The 21,027-nt window shown below is 57.8% G+C and carries 16 protein-coding genes and 1 pseudogene; 7 read left to right on the top strand and 10 right to left on the bottom strand.

The annotated features are described in order from the left end of the window. Positions 1-100: 100 nt before the first annotated feature. Positions 101-544 (top strand): type III secretion system invasion protein IagB, encoded by a 444-nt coding sequence (gene iagB, locus C3F35_RS04140; RefSeq protein WP_032617308.1) that lies wholly within the window; start codon positions 101-103, stop codon positions 542-544. 177 nt (positions 545-721) lie between these two features. Here iagB and C3F35_RS04135 read toward each other — a convergent pair whose 3' ends face one another. The 4 genes from C3F35_RS04135 to poxB all read right to left on the bottom strand — a co-directional run bounded on the left by C3F35_RS04135 (position 722) and on the right by poxB (position 6,147). Next, positions 722-1,735: an NAD-dependent epimerase/dehydratase family protein gene (locus C3F35_RS04135; protein ID WP_032617309.1), complete on the bottom strand. Its 1,014-nt coding sequence runs from the start codon at positions 1,733-1,735 to the stop codon at positions 722-724. A gap of 91 nt (positions 1,736-1,826) precedes the next feature. Then, entirely contained in the window at positions 1,827-3,263 is a 1,437-nt protein-coding gene (locus tag C3F35_RS04130) for an SDR family oxidoreductase (RefSeq protein ID WP_103791988.1), read from the bottom strand. 9 nt (positions 3,264-3,272) lie between these two features. Then, positions 3,273-4,274 carry a low-specificity L-threonine aldolase gene (gene ltaE, locus C3F35_RS04125; RefSeq protein ID WP_103791989.1) on the bottom strand — a complete coding sequence of 334 codons (1,002 nt, stop codon included), beginning with the start codon at positions 4,272-4,274 and terminating at the stop codon, positions 3,273-3,275. 154 nt (positions 4,275-4,428) lie between these two features. Continuing rightward, positions 4,429-6,147, bottom strand: a complete 1,719-nt coding sequence (gene poxB, locus C3F35_RS04120) for a ubiquinone-dependent pyruvate dehydrogenase (protein WP_059308389.1) — start codon at positions 6,145-6,147, stop codon at positions 4,429-4,431. A 152-nt stretch (positions 6,148-6,299) separates the two neighbouring features. On the opposite strand from poxB, the gene C3F35_RS04115 reads away from it, so the two are divergent. Then, positions 6,300-6,734, top strand: coding sequence for a DoxX family protein (locus tag C3F35_RS04115; protein ID WP_103791990.1), 435 nt, complete (start codon positions 6,300-6,302; stop codon positions 6,732-6,734). Between the two features lie 99 nt (positions 6,735-6,833). Here the strand turns inward: C3F35_RS04115 and hcr are convergent, their stop codons facing one another. The 4 genes from hcr to aqpZ all read right to left on the bottom strand — a co-directional run bounded on the left by hcr (position 6,834) and on the right by aqpZ (position 11,334). After that, positions 6,834-7,802, bottom strand: a complete 969-nt coding sequence (gene hcr, locus C3F35_RS04110) for an NADH oxidoreductase (RefSeq protein WP_103791991.1) — start codon at positions 7,800-7,802, stop codon at positions 6,834-6,836. Positions 7,803-7,812: 10 nt separating this feature from the next. Continuing rightward, positions 7,813-9,465, bottom strand: a complete 1,653-nt coding sequence (gene hcp, locus C3F35_RS04105; protein ID WP_032617316.1) for a hydroxylamine reductase — start codon at positions 9,463-9,465, stop codon at positions 7,813-7,815. Positions 9,466-9,608: 143 nt separating this feature from the next. Then, the gene (locus C3F35_RS04100) at positions 9,609-10,508 is read right to left on the bottom strand and encodes a lysine exporter LysO family protein (RefSeq protein WP_032617317.1); all 900 of its coding nucleotides are present in this window, start codon (positions 10,506-10,508) and stop codon (positions 9,609-9,611) included. Positions 10,509-10,638: 130 nt separating this feature from the next. Beyond that, the gene (gene aqpZ / locus C3F35_RS04095; protein ID WP_059308386.1) at positions 10,639-11,334 is read right to left on the bottom strand and encodes an aquaporin Z; all 696 of its coding nucleotides are present in this window, start codon (positions 11,332-11,334) and stop codon (positions 10,639-10,641) included. Positions 11,335-11,691: 357 nt separating this feature from the next. Between aqpZ and C3F35_RS04090 the strand changes: the two genes are divergently transcribed. Then, entirely contained in the window at positions 11,692-13,350 is a 1,659-nt protein-coding gene (locus C3F35_RS04090; RefSeq protein ID WP_103791992.1) for an ATP-dependent endonuclease, read from the top strand. Here C3F35_RS04090 and C3F35_RS04085 read toward each other — a convergent pair. Beyond that, a pseudogene (locus tag C3F35_RS04085) lies at positions 13,347-14,302 on the bottom strand (VirK/YbjX family protein). The gene C3F35_RS04090 and the pseudogene C3F35_RS04085 sit on opposite strands and share 4 nt — an antisense overlap. 159 nt (positions 14,303-14,461) lie before the next feature. On the opposite strand from C3F35_RS04085, the gene macA reads away from it, so the two are divergent. Continuing rightward, entirely contained in the window at positions 14,462-15,577 is a 1,116-nt protein-coding gene (macA, locus tag C3F35_RS04080; RefSeq protein ID WP_032617322.1) for a macrolide transporter subunit MacA, read from the top strand. Continuing rightward, positions 15,574-17,514, top strand: coding sequence for a macrolide ABC transporter ATP-binding protein/permease MacB (macB, locus tag C3F35_RS04075; RefSeq protein ID WP_059308384.1), 1,941 nt, complete (start codon positions 15,574-15,576; stop codon positions 17,512-17,514). Before macA ends, macB begins: the two co-directional genes overlap by 4 nt. A gap of 165 nt (positions 17,515-17,679) precedes the next feature. On the opposite strand, the gene cspD is transcribed toward macB, so the two are convergent. Beyond that, positions 17,680-17,901, bottom strand: a complete 222-nt coding sequence (gene cspD, locus C3F35_RS04070) for a cold shock-like protein CspD (protein ID WP_032617324.1) — start codon at positions 17,899-17,901, stop codon at positions 17,680-17,682. 321 nt (positions 17,902-18,222) lie between these two features. Between cspD and clpS the strand changes: the two genes are divergently transcribed. Together clpS and clpA are read left to right on the top strand one after the other, a co-directional pair. Further along, positions 18,223-18,543, top strand: coding sequence for an ATP-dependent Clp protease adapter ClpS (gene clpS, locus C3F35_RS04065; protein ID WP_032617325.1), 321 nt, complete (start codon positions 18,223-18,225; stop codon positions 18,541-18,543). 30 nt (positions 18,544-18,573) lie between these two features. Beyond that, positions 18,574-20,850: an ATP-dependent Clp protease ATP-binding subunit ClpA gene (clpA, locus tag C3F35_RS04060; protein ID WP_032617326.1), complete on the top strand. Its 2,277-nt coding sequence runs from the start codon at positions 18,574-18,576 to the stop codon at positions 20,848-20,850. Positions 20,851-21,027 lie beyond the last annotated feature (177 nt).

The raw sequence follows: 21,027 nt of genomic DNA, 5'->3' as shown, positions 1-21,027 counted from the left end.
TGTGAATATCGCCCGCAACCCCTGACCGCGCTCCTCCCGGAGGGCGGTCAGTTCTTTAAAGGTACACAAGGAAAACGGCCTGCATCCGTCAGGTGATGAAATGAAACGGTTTATTTTTCTGTTGCTGTTAATCAGCCCGGGGGCATTTGCCAATTGCTGGAATACGGCAGGGCATTATTATCACGTCGATCCCTATCTGTTATTTGCCATTGCTGAAGTCGAGTCCGGCCTTAACCCCTATGCAATAGGCTATAACCACGATGGTTCGCGGGATGTTGGACTGATGCAAATTAACAGCTCGCATTTCGCTGAGCTGGAACGTAAAGGTATCGATGAATATCGCTTAATGGCGGAGCCATGCACCTCCATTATGGTGGGCGCGTCTATTCTCTCCGGCATGATTAAAGTTTATGGCTATAACTGGGAAGCAGTCGGGGCGTATAACGCCGGACTAAAACGCGAAAATTTCCCTCAGCGTATGCTCTACGCCAGAAAAGTCTGGGATAAATACCAGAGAATAAAACGCGTGTCGCAGTACAAATAACCGGGCTGATTTTTTGACGAGTTTTTCCCGGTATTTTTCAGAAAGACAATTTGGCTGTTCCGGGTTCGGCGTAGGGTGAACCTGACGCAGGTCTGACATGGGCAGACGCCGGGTCAGCACGGTAAAACCCCTGTTTTTGCCCTTTCCTGCTGGGAGAGGGCATCACGTCACAGATGGCTAGCGATGTAATTTCCCGTGATCCCGCAGCCACGCCGCGGTACGCACAATCCCTTCATCCAGCGTCACCAGCGGTTTATAGCCCAGCTCACTCTCAGCGCGCTGCGTATCGAGGGTAAAATCAAAGTTGAGTTTCGACACCCCGTAGTGGGTCAGGGCAGGCTCTTTGGCAGCCTTGTTTCCCAGCCGCTCCATGCTGCGGGCAATAATATCCAGCATCGGGTAAGGCACCGAGCGGATCCGGCAGTGAATATTCAGCTCGTCAATCAGCTTCTGCACAATGCTGCGCAGGGAGCGCGGTTCGCCGTTGGTGATGTTGTACGCCCGCCCGGAAGGGAGCTGATCGCATTCGCTCTGGCTGGCCAGCCACATGGCATGAATGGCGTTGTCGAAATAGGTCATGTCCACCAGCGCATCCCCGCCGCGCGGCAACAGCACGCTACCGTAGTGGTGCATCATTTGCGCCAGGCGTGGAATAAAGACTTTATCGTGCGGGCCAAACAGGCTCTGGGGCCGCAGGATGGTAAAGCGGGTATGCGGGTTGGACTGCGCCAGCAGATCGATCACCTGTTCGCTGGCGGCTTTGCTGCGGGCAAATTCGCAGGCGTAGCGCGCAGGACGGAAATCTTCCTGGACGTCGCGATGGTGGTGATAGTCAAAATAGAGCGACGGGGAAGAGATGTGGACAAAGTTGCGCACGCCCCAGGCCACAGCCCACTCCCCCAGACGGCGGGTAGCGCGCACGTTAGCCAGATCGAACGCTTCCTGGGTTCCCCACGGCGAGGTAAAGCTGGAGCAGTGCCACAGCGTATCGATCCCGGCCAGCATCACTTTTGCCTGGGAAGAGACCAGTTCCGTCAGGTCGGCATGGACAAACTCTGCGCCCATTTTTTGCAGCAATTTACCCATCGCTTCATTGCGACCGGTAGCCCGGACGCTGACGCCTTTATTGCGCAAAAACTCCACCGCATTACGGCCTAAGCCGCTGGTGGCGCCGGTAACCAGTACCTTCATATCGATCCACTGTTTGAAAAGAATTTCGTGCGCATTCTTCCGTGAATTACGCTTGCATGCAATGGGAAACGTGAAAGATTCGCAGTTTTAATTAGACTTTTTCTGTCTTTTGTTCTGCCAGACGGGCAATACGCCGGGCCATACCGCGGAAGATGAACAGGTGCGCCGGGATCATCAGCAGCCAGTAGAACAGGCCGGGCATGCCGTGCGGGTGCCACCAGGCGCGCACGTCCAGCTCCCGGTGGTCGCCTTTATCCTTAAGGGTAAAACACAAACGCCCGAGGCCGGGGGCTTTCATGCCAAACAGCATCGCCAGCTGCTTCTCCGGCTCGACGATAATCACCTTCCAGCTGTCGACCGTATCGCCGGTTTGCAGCCAGGGTGCCGCCGGACGGCCTTTCGCCAGCTTGTGCCCCACCAGCAGGTCCATCATCGCCCGGGTTTGCCACAGGGCATTGCCAAAGAAGTAGCCCTCTTTCCCGCCGATCTGATTGACCACCTGCCATAAGGCGCTCAGGCTGGCGGCGGTTTTTACCGTACAACCGGCCTGTTTCGGGTAATAACCATATTCCGGCCGCCAGCGGGCGAAGGCCTGGGCGTCGTAACCCCAGTCGCTGGAATTTACCAGCTTCTCCTCTTCTTTCAGCGTATTGCGCACCGCGTCATCGAAGCGAATTAATTCCTGCGGGATCAGCGCCCGCAGTGTCCGGTCATCGGCCAGCAGATCGTGCTTCAGCCCCTGGATTAAGGCTTTGGCGGTGGTCGGCGGTACGGAGGTAATGACGTTTAAAAACCACACCGAGATCCAGCGGGTCGGGAAGGGGATGGGGATCAGCGGGCGACGGCAGCCGCTTACCGCCATAAAATGTTCGAACTGCTGCTGGTAACTCAACACCTCTGGCCCGGCGGCCTCCAGTACCCGGTGCGCTGTGGCCGGGTGATGGAGCAATTCAACGAGATAGTGCAGCAGGTTCTCCAGTGCAATCGGCGTGGTGCGCGAGCGCACCCAGCGCGGCGGGGTCAACACCGGCAGGTTATAGACCATGTCACGCATCACCTCGAAGGCGGCAGATCCCGCCCCGACGATGATCCCGGCCCGCAGTTCGGTGAGCGGGATCCCGGCGCTGCGCAAGGTTTCAGCGGTCAACTGCCGGGCGCGCAAATGGTCGGACTGCTCATGCTCCGGTGCCTGCAACGAACTGAGGAAGATGATCTGTTTGACCGGATTATCTAATAGTACGTCGCGCACGTTCATCGCCACCTGGCGCTCGTGAGCGATAAAGTCTCCCCCTTCGCCCATGCTGTGCACCAGATAATAAAGGGTATCCACCCCTTCAAGCAGGGCCGCCAGTTCCTGCGGCCAGTTAAGATCGATAGCATGGCAACTGACGTTGGGCAGGTGCTGTTTTTGCAGGCGCTCAACGTTGCGTGCCGCAGCCCGGACCTGATACCCGCGTGCGCTCAGGGCGGCCACCAGATGTTGGCCGATATACCCGCTGGCACCCAGCACCAGAATACGTTGCGGCACGTTAGCTCCTTAGCGCTGCAAAAAAGCCTGCCAGTGGGCAACCACTTCGGCAAGCTGCTTGCGGTTGACGTCAAGATGCATCACCAGACGAACCACCGGCGAGGCGTTAATCAGCACTCCGCGCGCCTTCATAAACTCGCCCAGCGCCGCGGCGTTATCATCCCCGACGCGGATAAAAAGCATGTTGGTATCGTGACGCATCACATCGGCGCCGATCTCGCGCAGCTGTGTCGCCATCCACGCCGCGTTGTCGTGATCGTCTTTCAGGCGAGCAACGTTATTTTTCAGCGCGTACAGACCCGCAGCGGCGAGGATCCCGGCCTGGCGCATGCCGCCCCCGGTCATTTTACGCCAGCGGTTAGCTCGCTTGATGTAGTCGGCATCGCCCACCAGCAGGGAACCCACCGGCGCACCCAGCCCTTTGGAGAGGCAAATGGTGAACGAGTCGCAATATTGCGTGATTGCTTTCAGCTCGCAGCCATACTCCACCACGGCGTTAAAGATGCGCGCGCCATCCACGTGCAGCCCCAGCTTACGCTCGCGGGTAAAGTCCCACGCCGCTTTCAGGTACTCGCGCGGCAGCACTTTGCCGTTATGGGTATTTTCGAGGCTGAGCAGTCTGGTGCGGGCAAAGTGGATATCATCGGCTTTGATTTTGGCCGCGACCTTGTCCAGCGGCAGGGAGCCGTCGGGCGCGGCATCGATTGGCTGCGGCTGAATGCTGCCCAGCACCGCTGCGCCACCGGCTTCGTACAGGTAGTTATGTGCCCCCTGACCGACGATATACTCTTCGCCGCGCTCGCAGTGGCTGAGCAGGGCCACGAGGTTGGCCTGGGTGCCTGTCGGCAGAAACAGGGCGGCCTCTTTGCCGCTCAGTTCGGCGGCATAACGCTGAAGTTCGTTAACGGTGGGGTCGTCACCGTAGACGTCGTCCCCGACCGGTGCTTCCAGCATCTCCTTGAGCATGGCCTGCGTCGGGCGAGTAACGGTATCACTGCGTAAATCAATCATGTCATATCCTTATACACGTCCTCCTTCGTGCTGCCGCGGCGTTGGCTGCCTCCTCAAATCCCCATCACATCGTGACCTCTGCTTCTGGGGATTTTCGGGCTTGCCGCCTTAATGCAACGCGAAGGATTTTGTGTATGAATTGAAAAGGATATTTTTACCTGAGCCAGTTGGTTTTTGCCAGCTCCAGAACTTCGTCACCGCGACCGCTGATGATGGCACGCAACATATACAGGCTAAATCCTTTCGCCTGTTCGAGTTTGATCTGCGGTGGGATCGCCAGTTCGTCTTTGGCGACCACCACATCCACCAGCACCGGGCCGTCGGTGGCGAAAGCACGTTGCAGGGCGTCATCCACCTCCGAGGCTTTCTCCACCCGGATGCCGGTGATGCCGCAGGCTTCCGCGATGGCCGCGAAATTGGTGTCGTGCAGGTCGGTGCCGTCGGTGAGATAGCCCCCGGCTTTCATCTCCATCGCCACAAAGCCCAGCACGCTGTTGTTGAAGACGATGATCTTAATCGGCAGCTTCATCTGCGCCACCGAGAGGAAATCGCCCATCAGCATGCTAAACCCGCCATCGCCGCACATCGCCACCACCTGGCGATCCGGCGCGGTGGCTTTGGCCCCCAGCGCCTGCGGCATGGCATTCGCCATTGAGCCGTGGTTGAACGAGCCGAGCAGGCGGCGCTTGCCGTTCATTTTCAGGTAGCGCGCCGCCCAGACGGTGGGGGTGCCCACGTCACAGGTGAAGATGGCGTCCTCGTCGGCGTAATGGCTGATCTGCTGCGCCAGGTACTGCGGGTGCAGCGCCTTGTCGCTGGGCTTCGCCAGGTCGTCCAGCCCTTTGCGCGCGTCACGATAGTCGCTGAGCGCTTTATCAAGGAACTTACGATCGGTCTTCTCCTCCAGCAGCGGCATCAGGGCGGCGAGCGTGGCCTTGATGTCCCCCACCAGCGCCATATCGACTTTGCTGTGCGCCCCGATACTGGCCGGGTTGATGTCGATCTGGATGATTTTGGCATCGGTGGGGTAAAACGCGCGATAAGGGAACTGGGTGCCAAGCAGCACCAGGGTGTCGGCGTTCATCATGGTGTGGAACCCGGACGAGAAGCCGATCAGCCCGGTCATCCCCACGTCGTAAGGGTTATCGTACTCCACATGCTCTTTACCGCGCAGGGCGTGAACAATCGGGGCCTTGAGCATGCCCGCAAATTCCAGCAGCTCATCATGCGCGCCGGCACAACCGCTGCCGCACATCAGGGCAATATTGCTGGAGTAGCGCAGTAGCTGGGCCAGCTTTTTCAGTTCGGCCTGGGCGGGGGTGACTACCGGCAGGGGGGCGGGATACCAGTGGTTACTGGCGCTCTCCGGGGCCGCCTGCAACGCCACGTCGCCAGGCAACACAATCACCGAGACGCCGCGTTTTAAAATGGCGTTACGCATGGCCAGAGCCAGCACCTGGGGGATCTGCTCTGGCGAGGAGATCAGCTCGCAGTAGTGGCTGCATTCGCGGAACAGTTCCTGGGGATGTGTCTCCTGGAAATAGCCGCTGCCGATCTCACTCGACGGAATGTGTGCGGCGATGGCCAGCACCGGGACGTGATTACGATGACAATCAAACAGGCCATTGATCAGATGCAGGTTACCTGGCCCGCAGGAACCGGCGCAGACCGCCAGCTCGCCGGTGAGCTGAGCCTCGGCCCCGGCGGCGAACGCGGCGACCTCCTCATGACGGGTGGGCATCCACTCGATAGTGTCCATCCGGTTCAGGCTGTCGCTCAGGCCGTTAAGTGAATCCCCGGTGACACCCCAGATCCGTTTTACTCCGGCCTGTTCCAGCATTTTTGCGATGTAGTTCGCCACGGTTTGTTTCATGGTAGTCCGTCTCCTGAATGTGATAACGCTTTCAAGCTTAGATGAAACTCACCGCCATGCTGGTTTAATCCCCCTCATTAATGGTTGCTTTCAATGTGCAATATTTCGTCATATTGTGGGGTGACTTCGGGTGAAAACAGGAATAAATTCAAATGGTTAAATCATTGTTAATTGCTGTTAATGAAAAGCTAACATGCGACGATACGGGTAAGCTGTTGTTGCGTCTGGCGGTAGGGGGATTGATGCTGTTTCATGGTCTGCATAAGGCCATCGACGGGGTGGGGGGCATTGCAGGCATGCTGGTGGCGAAGGGGCTGCCAGGTTTTATTGCTTATGGCGTATTGGTTGGCGAAGTTATCGCCCCAATCCTGATTATTCTCGGCATCCTTACCCGTCCTGCTGCGCTGGTGCTGGCCTTTACCATGGTGGTGGCGTGGTTGATGGTAGGCACCGGTAAAACCTTCGCGCTGGATGCCGTGGGGGCGTGGGCGATTGAGAGCCTGGTCTACTTCTTTGTGGGCGCGCTGGCGGTGGCATTTTTAGGGGCAGGGCGGTATGCGGTGGTGCGCGATCCGGCGTGGAAGTAACGCCTCTGCGCCAGTAAAGCCGGGCGACACTGCATGTGCCCGGCCTACAGTTTGCTTTCTATGGCAGGCCCGGTAAGCGCAGTGCCACCGGGCGTTTTATCAGGCCAGCACTAAATCTCCCTGCGGATGACAGGAGCAGGCCAGTACATAACCTTCCGCCACTTCGGCATCCGTCAGCGTCATGGTGCTGGTGACGGTGTAATTTCCGTCAACCACCTTCGTTTTACAGCAGCCACACACGCCTGCACGACAGGCGGCCACCACCGGCACGTTATTGCTCTCCAGCGCCTCCAGCAGCGTGCTGCCCACGCGGCCAAAGAAGGTCTGCGCCGGTTGCAGTTTGGTGAACTTCAGCCCACTGGTGGCGGCTTCTGCCACCGGGGTAAAGAACTGCTCTTTAAAGAAGCGGGTCACGCCCAGGGCCTTCACCTCTTCTTCCACGATGTCCATATACGGTGCCGGACCACAGGTCATCACGGTACGACTGGCGATATCCGGCACGCGCTGCAGCAGCTCGCGACTCAGGCGACCGGCGACAAAACCGGCCGTGGCGTTGTTTTCGGCCACCAGGGTGACCGGGTAGTTACGCCATTCATCCGCGAAAATCACATCCTGCGGCGAGCGCACGCTGAAGATCACCTGAACGTCGGCCTGCGGGCGGTACTTCGCCAGCCAGCGACGCATTGACATCACCGGCGTCACGCCGCAACCGGCGGCCAGCAGCAGGAATTTATCGTCTGGCTTATCGTCACAGGTGAAATCCCCCTGCGCGTCGGAGAGCCAGAGATAATCCCCACGTTTCACGTCACGGGTCAGCCACTGCGAGCCTGCCCCCTCATCAATGCGGCGGATGGTCAGCGTAATGTACTCGCTGATGCCCGGCGTTGAGGAGATAGTGTACGCCCGCAGCGTCTCCGCTGAGTTACGCACGCTGACCAGCGCATACTGCCCGGCACGGTACGGATAGTAGTCGTGGCAGAGCAGTGACAGGGTCCAGACGTCCGGCGTTTCCTGATGGATGTGATGAACCTGCATCCGCCATGGGCACTGATGGGTTGGCATTGTCATTCTTTACTCCTTACGCGCTCAGCAGTTGCTTCATGTCTTCTTCAACGGTGGTCACGGAACGCAGACCAAACTTCTCGTTGAGGACGGCCAGCAGATCCGGCGTAAAGAAGCCTGGTGCGGTCGGGCCGGTGACGATGTTTTTCACGCCCAGCGACAGCAGGGTCAGCAGGATCACAATCGCTTTCTGTTCGAACCAGGAGAGCACCAGCGACAGCGGCAGGTCGTTCACGCCGCAGCCCAGTTTTTCAGCCAGGGTGACAGCCAGAATGATTGCCGAGTAAGCGTCGTTACACTGACCGGCGTCGATCAGACGCGGCAGGCCTTCGATATCCCCGAACTCCAGCTTGTTGAAGCGGTATTTACCGCAGGCCAGGGTCAGGATCAGGCAGTCGTCCGGTACGCTGGTGGCGAAATCGGTGAAGTAATTACGTTCCCCGCGTGCGCCGTCGCAGCCGCCCACCAGGAAGATGTGACGCAGTTTTTCACGGCTCACCAGGTCGATCAGGGAATCCGCGGCACCCAGCAGGGTCTGACGGCCAAAACCAACGGTGATCAGGTGTGGAATTTCGCTGTACGGGAAGCCCGCCATCTGCTGTGCCTGGGCGATCACCGGACCAAAATCGTCACCCTCAAGGTGGCTCACACCCGGCCAGCCGACAATGCTGCGGGTCCAGATACGATCGTCGTAAGCGCCAACGGTTGGGTCGATGATGCAGTTAGAGGTCATCACGATCGGGCCAGGGAAGCGGGCGAACTCGACCTGCTGGTTCTGCCAGCCGCTGCCGTAGTTACCGATCAGATGTTTGAATTTGCGCAGCTCAGGGTAGCCGTGGGCAGGCAGCATCTCGCCGTGGGTGTAGACGTTCACGCCGGTGCCGTCGGTCTGCTCCAGCAGGTTATAGAGATCTTTCAGGTCGTGACCGGAAATCAGGATGCACTTGCCTTCGGTCGCTTTGACGTTGACCTGAGTCGGCGTTGGGTGGCCATATTTGGTGGTTTCACCGGCATCCAGAATGCTCATCACCTTGAAGTTCATCTGGCCGATTTCCATGGAGCACTCCAGCAGAGCGTTCATGTCAGAAGGCCAGGTGCCCAGCCACGCCATAATTTTGTGGTACTGGGCGTAGATATCGTTGTCGTACTGATCCAGAACGTGCGCGTGTTCCATATAGGCCGCGGCACCTTTCAGGCCGTACAGGCACAGCAGACGCAGGCCGAGGATGTTCTCACCGATCGCCGCTTTGTCTTTGTTCGGGGTAAAGTCTGCCGCCTGACGTTGCAGGTCGCCGAGATCGTCGCTCACCAGTTGCAGGTCGGCCATAGGGTTATCGACGCGGGCATTGGCATCAACATTCAGGGACTGCGCTTTCAGGGCGTCACGCAGGGCAATGGCTTCGCGGGCGTAGCCGACAATGCGTGGTGAATCGAAGTTGACGTTCGTCAGGGTAGAGAAAAACGCGCGTGGAGCGAAGTTATCAACATAGTGGTCGATAATGCCATATTCCCGGGCTTTTACCGCCCAGGCGGATAAACCTTGCAGGGCTGCAATCAGCAGATCCTGCAGATCGGAAGTTTCTGCGGTTTTACCGCACATGCCCTGTGCGTAGGAGCAGCCGTTGCCAGCTGGGGTACGGATGGTTTGTTCACATTGCACACAAAACATAATCACACCTGTTAAAGTTATATTTGATATACATGTTTAAGATTATGCTTGCGGCGATACGGTGAAAAGGGCTTTCTTCCACTAAGTAGAGGGTTATTGATTTAGCGCAATTTTGGCGGTAGAAGGCTACCGCCTAAGAAGTATCAGGCGGAGAAGAACGCCATCATGATCGGCACCAGCAGGCTTAAAATAAAGCCGTGAACGATGGCTGCAGGCACCATCTCCAGCCCGCCCGAGCGTTGCAGCACCGGCAGGGTAAAGTCCATAGAGGTGGCACCGCACAGGCCCAGCGCTGTGGAGCGACTGCGACGGACCAGGCCCGGAATAAGCATAATGGCGATCAGCTCGCGGCCTAAATCGTTAAAGAAGGCGGCGCTGCCAATGACCGGGCCAAAAGATTCGGTTAACAGAATGCCGGACAGAGAGTACCAGCCAAAACCGGAGGCCATTGCCAGGGCGGTATTGAGCGGCAGGTCGAGAATAAAGGCGTTGATCACCCCGCCCACCAGTGAACTGCCCACCACGATGACGGCGACCATCATGCCGCGACGATTCAGGACAATCTGTTTTAAGGTCATGCCGTTATTTCGCAACTGAATACCAATCAGGAACAGCAGGAAGATCAGGGTATATTCGCTGGCCTCGGTGGCGTGTTGTAAAAAGGCGAACCCGGTCAGACCCAGCATAAAACCGAGCACCACCACGCCGCATAATTTCAGTGACTCCAGCGCCATGGCGATACGCGACGGTAATTTTTCCTGATGATGGTGGTTTTTCCACGGAATAACGCGTTCCAGCCAGAAGAGGGCCGCAATATTGCACAGCAAAATAACCCCCATCGTAATGACGGAGTAATGCAGGATCGAGAGCAGGTTGGTCGCCAGATTATCGAGGAAGGCGAGGCTGATGCCCATAAAAAACAGAATGACGTAAACAATCCAGCTCAGTAAACGGTTGATCAGTTTTAACGCTGACAGCTGACGAAGAGGAATGAGATAACCCACGATCAGCGGGATCAGAATGATTAAGAGTCCTGAAAACATGAACAACCGGTCCTTTATATGAATGGCGCAGTGACACTACCCAATTCAGGCGGTTCAGTAAAGGTAGAAAATGGGGGGAGGTGCGGTTTAAGGCCGGGCGGCGCTAACGCTTGCCCGGCGCGGCGTTGGTTCAGTCGCGTTTTTCCAGCAGGGTGCGGTACAGCACGCCGCCGAGGATACCGCCGACAATCGGCATCACCCAGAACAGCCACAGCTGATCCAGCGCCCAGCCGCCCTGGAAGAGTGCTACTGCGGTACTGCGTGCCGGGTTAACCGAGGTGTTGGTCACCGGAATGCTGATCAGATGGATTAGGGTCAGCGCCAGGCCAATCGCAATTGGGGCAAAACCGGCCGGGGCGCGTTTGTCGGTGGCGCCGTGGATCACCAGCAGGAAGCCGGCGGTCAGCACAATTTCAATGACGATGGCAGACAGCATCGAGTAACCGCCCGGCGAGTGCTCGCCAAAACCGTTCGCAGCAAAACCGCTGGCCGCGGCATCAAAGCCTGCTTTACCGCTGGCAATCAGATACAGAATCGCGGCCGCAATAATGCCGCCAATCAGCTGGGCAATAATATAACCGATAATCTCTTTTGCCGGAAAACGGCCGCCCGCCCATAAACCTAATGTAACCGCCGGGTTAAAATGCCCGCCGGAAATATGCCCCACGGCATACGCCATGGTTAAAACTGTTAAGCCGAAGGCCAGAGCAACCCCGACAAAACCAATCCCTAATTCCGGGAAACCTGCCGCCAGCACGGCGCTGCCGCAGCCACCAAACACCAGCCAGAATGTACCAAAACATTCCGCTGCTAATTTTCTGAACATAACCACCTCAATGAAAAAAGGCGCAAGTCTGCGCCATTGTTATTTATCGCCAATAGGGCGATGAGTTTTGAAACGCCATTATTTTAAAAATGAATACCCCCCCTCACCAGCGAAATAAATAAGGTAAATTTGATGTAGGGCAAGGTGATGCCTTTAAGTAAAAAACGCATGGCGGAATTTCCGGCAGCAAAACGATTACGCGGATATTTTTATTTCGGATGAAAGCTGGCGGCTGAATATTTAATTTTTTTGAATTTGCTTATGACTATTCCACTGATAATCGGGTGTCCGTTCGGCCGCGCTGGGGTTATACTCCTGATAACTTAAAGGAAAAAGTTCATCTCTCCCGGAGGGTACATGTTGCTGGAACGTGTGGAAATCGTGGGGTTTCGCGGCATTAACCGTCTGTCGCTGATGCTGGAGCACAACAACGTGCTGATTGGGGAAAACGCCTGGGGTAAATCCAGCCTGCTGGATGCCCTGACGCTGCTGCTCTCCCCTGAATCCGATCTGTACCATTTTGTCCGGGAAGACTTCTGGTTCCCTCCCGGGGATCTGCTGGGACGTGAACACCATCTGCATATTATTCTCACCTTCCGTGAATCCGAGCCGGGCCGCCATCGCGTTCGTCGCTACCGCCCGCTTGCCGACTGCTGGGTGCCCTGCGATGACGGCTATCAGCGCATCTTTTATCGTCTTGAAGGGGAGCTGGCCAATGACGACAGCGTGCTGACCCTGCGCGGCTTTCTTGATACCGATGGCAATCCTCTTAAGCTGGCGGATATCGACGAGCTGGCGCGGCATCTGGTGCGCCTGATGCCGGTGCTACGCCTGCGCGACGCCCGCTTTATGCGCCGGATCCGCAACGGCACGGTGCCCAACATGCCCGACGTGGAAGTCACCGCCCGCGAACTGGATTACCTGGCCCGCGAGCTGGTAGCCCGGCCGCAAAACTTAACCGACGGCCAGATCCGCCAGGGGCTGTCTGCGATGGTGCAACTGCTGGAGCACTACTTTACCGAGCAGGGCACCTCGCCGGTCCGCAACCGGCTGATGCGGCGGCGATCCCATGATGAACAGCGCAGCTGGCGCTATCTCGACATCATCAACCGGATGATCGACAAGCCCGGCGGCCGTTCGCACCGGGTGATCCTGCTGGGGTTGTTCTCAACGCTGCTGCAGGCCAAAGGCACGGTCCGGCTCGACAGGGATGCCCGCCCGCTGCTGCTGGTGGAAGATCCCGAGACGCGCCTGCACCCGATTATGCTATCTGTGGCGTGGCATCTGCTCAACCTGCTGCCGCTGCAACGTATCACCACCACCAACTCTGGCGAGCTACTGTCGTTAACCCCGGTCGAGCACGTCTGTCGCCTGGTACGCGAATCATCCCGTGTCACGGCTTTTCGTCTCGGGCCGGGGGGGATGAACGCCGAGGACAGCCGCCGGATCGCCTTCCATATTCGCTTTAATCGCGCCTCCTCCCTGTTCGCCCGCTGCTGGCTGCTGGTGGAAGGGGAGACCGAAACCTGGGTAATCAACGAGCTGGCCCGCCAGTGCGGCCACCACTTCGATGCCGAAGGGATTAAGGTCATTGAGTTCGCCCAGTCGGGCTTAAAACCGCTGATCAAGTTTGCCCGGCGGATGGGCATTGAGTGGCATGTGCTGGTGGACGGCGACGAAGCGGGCAAGAAATATGCCGCCACCGTGCGCGGGCTGATCAATAACGATCGGGAAGAGGAGCGCGCGCACCTGACGGCGCTACCCGCCATGGACATGGAGCACTTCATGTACCGCCAGGGATTCTCAGACGTCTTTCATCGGGTGGCGATGATCCCCGACGATGTTCCCATGAATATGCGGCGGGTGATCATGAAAGCCATTCATCGCTCGTCGAAGCCCGATCTGGCGATTGAAGTGGCGATGGAGGCCGGGCGGCGCGGGGTTGAAGCAGTGCCGACCCTGTTGCGGAAAATGTTCTCCCGCGTGCTGTGGCTGGCGCGCGGGAGAGCCGATTAACAACCGGTTGCCTGGTTGACCTGCTCGATCAGGCTGTCCAGCAGGGCAAAGCGGCGGCGGTACTCGGCGCGCTTTTTGCTGGCGATCTCCTCCATCGGTTTGCGCGGCATGGCGAGCGGCAGACGGAAATTGCCGTCATCGCTGCGTTCGCCGCCCAGCGACGCCCAGAAACTGTCGTAATCGGCCAGCAGTTTGCCCTCTTTTTTCTTGCGATAGCGCCAGCTGCGGTAGATATGGGTGCTGTTGCTCACTGCCACGATCTGCTCTACGGCGAGGGCGCTGCCCAGCGTCATAGCAGCCTCCACCAGCAGACGTTTCGGGAACAAGCCGTGACAGGCTTTGGTGGCGCTCTGGATCGCCTCGTGCGGCACAAAGGCTTTTGCCCCCTGCATCCCGCCGATAAACAGCGTCGCGGTGCCGTTAACCTGGCACAGCGTGAAAGTCATCTCTGCCAGCACCGTCTGCTGTGCGTCGCAAAACGCCAGCGTGGCTTCACCCTCTTTATCCAGAAAGGCATCGGCGCACAGGCGCAGGGTAAACTGCTGATCGTCTTTGCCCGTCAGGGTCAGTAACGTCACCCCTTCCCGGGAGAGATAGCCGTTCATCAGCGCCGCCGGGAGCTGGTGCTGCATTGTCTGATAGTGCCAGCTCAGCGCCTGCAGGGTTTGCTGACGGTTGATGGCAACGGATAACCACGGGCGGTGCAGGCGGCAGGGCAGTCCCGGCTGTACCTGCAACAGCTGCAGTAACTGCGGCTGTTTTGCCAGGCTTGTCAGCAGGCGGGCAGTGCTGAATGGCGTCATCAGCGATCGCAGCATAAACTTGCGGCGGTAGGCCGGATTGCGCCAGGCAAGCCCGGGAGTTAATCACCCGAGGCCAGGCTTTGAAACAGCTGCCAGCCCGATTTGGGTTGCGGTTGATGTGAATAAGATGACTCTGCGATGGATGACATAATCAATACCGGTCTTGTTGCAAGGTCTTTATTTCAGCAGGGGTTTTATCAACCTCTCCTCAACGATTTTCATCCATCCCGACAAGCAGGGGTTTCGTTGAGGAACGGTTTAGTTAGAATCAACAGTTATGTAAGCCAGAATATCTATTTGGAATATTTATGAACTTCAAGGGAAAACGCAGGAAGCTGTTTCTGCTGCTGGTGCTGATTGTACTGGTGGCTGGATTCTGGCTGTGGCAGGTGCTAAACGCGCCGGTGCCGCAATATCAGACACTGATTGTCCGTCCGGGCGAACTGCAGCAAAGCGTGCTCGCCACCGGCAAGCTGGACGCGCTGCGCAAGGTAGACGTGGGCGCGCAGGTCAGCGGGCAGCTGAAAACGCTGTCGGTGGAGATCGGCGACAAAGTACAAAAGGGGCAGCTGCTGGGGGTCATTGACCCGGAGCAGGCCGAAAACCAGATCAAAGAGGTGGAAGCGACCCTGATGGAGCTGCGCGCCCAGCGCAGCCAGGCCGAAGCGGAGCGTAAGCTGGCCCAGGTGACCCTGAACCGTCAGCGGCAGCTGGCCGCAACCCAGGCGATCTCACAGCAGGATCTGGATACCTCAGTGACCGAACTGGCCGTTAAACAGGCCCAGATCGGCACTATCGATGCACAGATCAAACGCAATCAGGCCTCACTGGACACGGCCAAAACCAACCTCGACTATACCCGTATCGTCGCCCCGATGGCCGGGGAAGTGACGCAAATTACCACCCTGCAGGGGCAGACGGTGATCGCCGCCCAGCAGGCACCGAACATCCTGACGCTGGCGGATATGGGCACCATGCTGGTGAAAGCCCAGGTTTCTGAGGCGGATGTGATCCACCTTAAGCCGGGGCAAAAAGCCTGGTTTACCGTACTGGGCGATCCGCAAACCCGCTATGAAGGGGTACTGAAAGACATTCTCCCGACGCCCGAGAAGGTCAACGACGCTATTTTCTATCACGCCCGCTTTGAAGTGCCCAACCCGCAGGGGGTGCTGCGTCTGGACATGACCGCGCAGGTGCATATCCAGCTGGCCGGGGTCAAAAATGTGCTGACCATACCGCTGGCGGCGCTGGGGCAACCGGCGGGGGATAACCGCTATAACGTGAAGGTGCTGCGTAACGGCGAGACGCGTGAGCGTGAGGTGAGCCTCGGCTCGCGTAACGACACCGATGTAGTAGTGGTGAAAGGGCTTGAAGAGGGCGACGAGGTGGTCATCAGCGAGAGCCAGCCCGGGGCGGCTAAATGACCGCGCTGCTGGAGCTGATTGATATCCGCCGGAGCTACCCTTCTGGCGACGGACCGGTGGAGGTGCTGAAAGGCATCACGCTGCAGGTCGAGGCCGGGGAAATGGTGGCGATTGTCGGGGCCTCAGGTTCCGGTAAATCAACGCTGATGAACATCCTTGGCTGTCTGGATAAACCCACCAGCGGCACCTACCGGGTGGCCGGGACCGATGTCGCCACGCTGGACAGCGACGCGCTGGCAAAACTGCGGCGGGAGCATTTCGGCTTTATCTTTCAGCGTTACCATCTGCTCTCGCACCTGAGCGCGGCGCAGAACGTCGAAGTGCCGGCGGTCTATGCCGGTGTGGAGCGAAAAAAACGCCTTGAGCGGGCGCAGGCGCTGCTCACCCGGCTGGGGTTAGGGGAGCGGGTGGATTACCAGCCCTCGCAGCTCTCTGGCGGCCAGCAGCAGCGGGTGAGTATCGCCCGGGCGCTGATGAACGGCGGGCAGGTGATTCTTGCCGATGAACCGACCGGGGCGCTGGACAGCCACTCCGGGGAGGAGGTCATGGCGATCCTGCACCAGCTGCGGGATCAGGGGCATACGGTGATCATCGTCACCCACGACCCACAGGTGGCCGCGCAGGCCGGGCGGATCGTGGAGATCCACGACGGTGAGCTGGTGAGCAACCCGCCTGCCACGCTTAACGCCACCCGACGTCAGGAGGTGGCGCTACCGCCGCCGTCCGGCTGGCGGCAGTTTGCCAGCAGTTTCCGCGAAGCGCTGACCATGGCCTGGCTGGCAATGGCCGCCAACAAGATGCGGACCCTGTTAACGATGCTCGGGATCATCATCGGTATCGCCTCGGTGGTGTCGATTGTGGTGGTAGGCGATGCCGCCAAACAGCTGGTGCTGTCCGATATCCGCTCCATTGGCACCAACACCATAGATATCTATCCCGGCAAAGACTTTGGCGATGATGAGCCGCAGTATCAGCAGGCGCTGAAATATGACGATCTGGCCGCTATCCAGAAGCAGCCGTGGGTCAATTCCGCCACCCCGGCGGTGTCGCAGAATTTGCGTCTGCGCTACGGCAATATCGACGTGGCCGCCAGCGCCAACGGCGTTAGCGGCGATTACTTTAACGTCTACGGCATGACCTTCAGCGAGGGAGGTACCTTCAACGCAGAGCAACTGGCGGGCCGGGCGCAGGTGGTGGTGCTGGATGCCAACTCCCGGCGACAGCTGTTCCCCAACAAATCGAAGGTGGTGGGCGAGATTGTCCTGGTGGGCAATATGCCCGCGACGGTGATCGGCGTGGCGGAGGAGAAGCAGTCGATGTTTGGCAGCAGCAAGATTTTACGTGTCTGGCTGCCGTACACCACCATCTCCGGGCGCATTATGGGGCAGTCATGGCTGAACTCGATCACCGTGCGAGTGAAGGAGGGCTACGACAGCGCCCAGGCGGAGCAACAGCTTGAGCGCCTGATGACGCTGCGCCACGGGAAGAAAGATTTCTTCACCTGGAACATGGACGGCCTCTTGAAAACGGCGGAAAAGACCACACGTACTCTTCAGCTCTTCCTCACGCTGGTGGCGATCATCTCCCTGCTGGTCGGGGGAATTGGGGTAATGAATATCATGCTGGTGTCGGTGACCGAGCGTACGCGCGAAATCGGCATCCGCATGGCGGTCGGCGCCCGGGCCAGCGATGTACTGCAACAATTTTTGATTGAAGCGGTGCTGGTTTGTCTGGTGGGCGGCGCGCTGGGGATTTCGCTCTCCCTGTTAATTGCCTTTACGCTGCAGCTGTTTTTACCCGGCTGGGAAATTGGTTTTTCACCGATGGCGCTGTTAACGGCCTTCCTCTGTTCTACCTTTACCGGGGTCCTGTTTGGCTGGCTACCCGCAAGAAATGCCGCGCGGTTGGATCCGGTGGATGCCTTAGCCCGGGAGTGAGTCTGTTGCCGGGCGGCCGCTACGCCTAACCCGGCCTACAAAAATTTGTAGGCCTGCGCAAGCGCAGCGCCGTCGGGCATGAAGCCGTACGACAGCCCGCAAATAAAAATGCCAGCGTATCGGGCTGGCATTTTGAGTGAGGGGTGTACACAATGAAACAGAGGGCTATGCCACCACTTCTGCTTCGATGGGCACAATAACGCTGGCATGATTGCCTTTTGGCCCGAGGTGTACATCGAACCGAACGGCTTGTCCGGCTTTCAGCGTTCTGTAACCATCCATCTGAATGGTGGAGTAATGCGCGAAGATGTCTTCGCCGCCGCCTTCAGGGCAGATGAAACCAAACCCTTTGGCGTTGTTGAACCACTTAACTGTACCCGTTTCCATGCTTCGACATCCTTCGTAAATCTTATTGAGTTAGATGTAATGAACCGGTGATGGAGTGGGGGCTGTTCAAAACCTCGCCAACTCACGCCTGTACAATTTAGATAAACCAGATAGATCGTCAAGCATTTGCCGGTGAAGGGAGGGGGAAAATGAGTCAAAATTTGAAGCAGTTAACGCTATTGACAGGTATTGTGACAGACATCGCGGATGGCAATAATAGATGTGAGTTATCTGACATCTGAGGTAGATTCAGGTTATGTATAGCCTCCTGTCAGCATCAGAACCGCGACCGGAGACCGTAAACGAAGATGACGACTGACAATGGGTAAGACGAACGACTGGCTCGATTTCGACAAGCTGGCGGAAGATAAAGTGCGCGACGCGCTAAAACCGCCATCTATGTATAAAGTTATGTTAATGAACGATGACTACACGCCGATGGAATTTGTTATTGACGTGCTACAAAAGTTCTTTTCTTATGATGTAGAACGTGCAACGCAACTGATGCTTACCGTTCACTATCATGGCAAAGCCATCTGCGGTGTTTTTACTGCAGAAGTCGCAGAGACGAAGGTGGCGATGGTGAACCAGTATGCGAGGGAGAACGAGCATCCGTTGCTGTGTACGCTGGAAAAAGCCTGAATAAGGCAATGAAAATTGGGGGAGGTGCCTATGCTCAATCAAGAACTGGAACTCAGTTTAAACATGGCTTTCGCCAGAGCGCGTGAGCACCGACATGAGTTTATGACGGTCGAGCACCTGCTGCTTGCACTGCTCAGTAACCCATCCGCCCGCGAAGCGCTTGAAGCCTGCTCCGTGGATCTGGTGGCGCTGCGTCAGGAACTTGAAGCCTTCATCGAACAGACCACACCTGTACTGCCCGTCAGTGAAGAGGAGCGCGACACGCAGCCGACGCTCAGCTTCCAGCGTGTTCTCCAGCGTGCGGTATTTCACGTCCAGTCCTCAGGGCGTAGCGAAGTCACCGGTGCCAACGTGCTGGTTGCCATCTTCAGCGAGCAGGAGTCGCAAGCGGCCTACCTGCTGCGCAAACACGAAGTCAGCCGCCTCGATGTGGTGAACTTCATCTCTCATGGAACGCGAAAAGACGAGCCGAATCAGGCATCCGATTCCGGCCATCAGGTCAACAGCGAAGAGCAAGCAGGCGGGGAGGAACGTATGGAAAACTTCACCACCAATCTTAACCAGCTTGCCCGCGTCGGCGGTATTGACCCGCTGATTGGCCGCGAGAAAGAGCTGGAACGGGCGATCCAGGTACTGTGCCGCCGCCGCAAGAACAACCCGCTGCTGGTGGGTGAATCCGGCGTCGGTAAAACGGCCATTGCTGAAGGGTTGGCCTGGCGCATTGTGCAGGGCGACGTTCCGGAAGTGATCGCCGATTGCACCATCTACTCGCTGGATATCGGTTCGCTGCTGGCCGGAACCAAATACCGCGGTGATTTTGAAAAACGGTTCAAAGCGCTGCTGAAACAGCTGGAGCAGGATACCAACAGCATCCTGTTTATCGATGAGATCCACACGATCATCGGTGCCGGTGCTGCCTCTGGTGGCCAGGTGGATGCGGCCAACCTGATTAAACCGCTGCTCTCCAGTGGCAAGATCCGGGTAATTGGCTCGACCACCTACCAGGAGTTCAGCAATATTTTCGAAAAAGACCGCGCCCTGGCGCGTCGCTTCCAGAAAATCGACATTACTGAACCGTCCGTTGAAGAAACGGTGCAGATCATCAACGGCCTGAAACCGAAGTACGAAGCGCACCACGATGTGCGTTATACCGCGAAAGCGGTGCGTGCCGCGGTGGAGCTGGCGGTGAAATACATCAACGATCGCCATCTGCCTGATAAAGCGATCGACGTGATCGACGAAGCGGGCGCGCGCGCGCGTCTGATGCCGGTCAGTAAGCGCAAGAAAACGGTCAACGTGGCGGATATCGAATCCGTGGTGGCCCGCATCGCGCGTATCCCTGAGAAGAGCGTTTCTCAGAGCGACCGCGATACCCTGAAAAACCTGGGCGATCGCCTGAAAATGCTGGTCTTTGGCCAGGATAAAGCGATTGAGGCGTTAACCGAAGCCATCAAGATGGCCCGTGCCGGACTGGGGCATGAGCATAAACCGGTCGGTTCTTTCCTGTTCGCCGGCCCGACCGGGGTGGGGAAAACCGAGGTGACGGTGCAGCTCTCCAAAGCGTTGGGCATTGAGCTGCTGCGCTTCGATATGTCTGAGTATATGGAGCGCCACACCGTCAGTCGTCTGATCGGTGCGCCTCCGGGCTATGTGGGCTTTGATCAGGGCGGCCTGCTCACCGACGCGGTGATCAAGCATCCGCACGCGGTACTGCTGCTCGATGAGATCGAGAAGGCGCACCCGGATGTCTTTAACCTGCTGCTGCAGGTGATGGATAACGGGACGCTGACCGACAACAACGGGCGCAAGGCAGACTTCCGCAACGTGGTGATGGTGATGACCACCAACGCCGGGGTGCGTGAGACCGAGCGTAAATCCATCGGCCTGATCCATCAGGATAACAGCACCGATGCGATGGAAGAGATCAAGAAGGTCTTTACGCCGGAATTCCGTAACCGTCTGGATAACATTATCTGGTTCGATCACCTGTCTACTGAGGTGATCCATCAGGTGGTGGATAAGTTCATCGTCGAGTTGCAGGTTCAGCTGGATCAGAAAGGGGTCTCCCTGGAAGTGAGTCAGGAAGCCCGCGACTGGCTGGCGGAGAAAGGCTACGATCGTGCGATGGGTGCGCGTCCGATGGCGCGCGTTATCCAGGACAACCTGAAGAAACCGTTGGCTAACGAACTGCTGTTTGGTTCGCTGGTGGATGGGGGCCAGGTGACGGTGGCGCTGGATCAGGCGAAGAATGAGCTGACGTATGACTTCCAGAGTGCGGCGAAGCATAAGCCGGAAGCGGCTCACTAAGACTGTTGCGTGATGATAAAAGCCGGGCGAAAGCCCGGTTTTTTTATGGCTGCTTTTTGCTTCTTATTGTGGGGGGAGTGAGGGCGGCGGGCTGCACAGTATGTCCCTACGGTGGTGGTTCCGTTCACTTTACGATCTGTATTTCTCTGTAAGCCACGTCACCCGTGAACGTGTTAA

The sequence above is a fragment of the Leclercia sp. LSNIH3 genome (assembly GCF_002935105.1).
GTDB classification, from domain to species: Bacteria; Pseudomonadota; Gammaproteobacteria; order Enterobacterales; family Enterobacteriaceae; genus Enterobacter; species Enterobacter adecarboxylatus.
The sequence above is the reverse complement of the archived record's forward strand: the minus strand, read 5'-3'. Positions and strand labels throughout refer to the sequence as shown.

Excerpts from the sequence above, each read along its gene's own strand:
- aqpZ (WP_059308386.1), bottom strand. The coding sequence starts at position 11,334 with ATGTTCAGAAAATTAGCAGCGGAATGTTTTGGTACATTCTGGCTGGTG.
- C3F35_RS04115 (WP_103791990.1), top strand. The coding sequence starts at position 6,300 with ATGGTTAAATCATTGTTAATTGCTGTTAATGAAAAGCTAACATGCGAC.
- clpA (WP_032617326.1), top strand. The coding sequence starts at position 18,574 with ATGCTCAATCAAGAACTGGAACTCAGTTTAAACATGGCTTTCGCCAGA.
- C3F35_RS04135 (WP_032617309.1), bottom strand. The coding sequence starts at position 1,735 with ATGAAGGTACTGGTTACCGGCGCCACCAGCGGCTTAGGCCGTAATGCG.
- macB (WP_059308384.1), top strand. The coding sequence starts at position 15,574 with ATGACCGCGCTGCTGGAGCTGATTGATATCCGCCGGAGCTACCCTTCT.
- macA (WP_032617322.1), top strand. The coding sequence starts at position 14,462 with ATGAACTTCAAGGGAAAACGCAGGAAGCTGTTTCTGCTGCTGGTGCTG.
- C3F35_RS04090 (WP_103791992.1), top strand. The coding sequence starts at position 11,692 with ATGTTGCTGGAACGTGTGGAAATCGTGGGGTTTCGCGGCATTAACCGT.
- cspD (WP_032617324.1), bottom strand. The coding sequence starts at position 17,901 with ATGGAAACGGGTACAGTTAAGTGGTTCAACAACGCCAAAGGGTTTGGT.
- hcr (WP_103791991.1), bottom strand. The coding sequence starts at position 7,802 with ATGACAATGCCAACCCATCAGTGCCCATGGCGGATGCAGGTTCATCAC.
- ltaE (WP_103791989.1), bottom strand. The coding sequence starts at position 4,274 with ATGATTGATTTACGCAGTGATACCGTTACTCGCCCGACGCAGGCCATG.
- C3F35_RS04100 (WP_032617317.1), bottom strand. The coding sequence starts at position 10,508 with ATGTTTTCAGGACTCTTAATCATTCTGATCCCGCTGATCGTGGGTTAT.
- clpS (WP_032617325.1), top strand. The coding sequence starts at position 18,223 with ATGGGTAAGACGAACGACTGGCTCGATTTCGACAAGCTGGCGGAAGAT.
- iagB (WP_032617308.1), top strand. The coding sequence starts at position 101 with ATGAAACGGTTTATTTTTCTGTTGCTGTTAATCAGCCCGGGGGCATTT.
- hcp (WP_032617316.1), bottom strand. The coding sequence starts at position 9,465 with ATGTTTTGTGTGCAATGTGAACAAACCATCCGTACCCCAGCTGGCAAC.
- poxB (WP_059308389.1), bottom strand. The coding sequence starts at position 6,147 with ATGAAACAAACCGTGGCGAACTACATCGCAAAAATGCTGGAACAGGCC.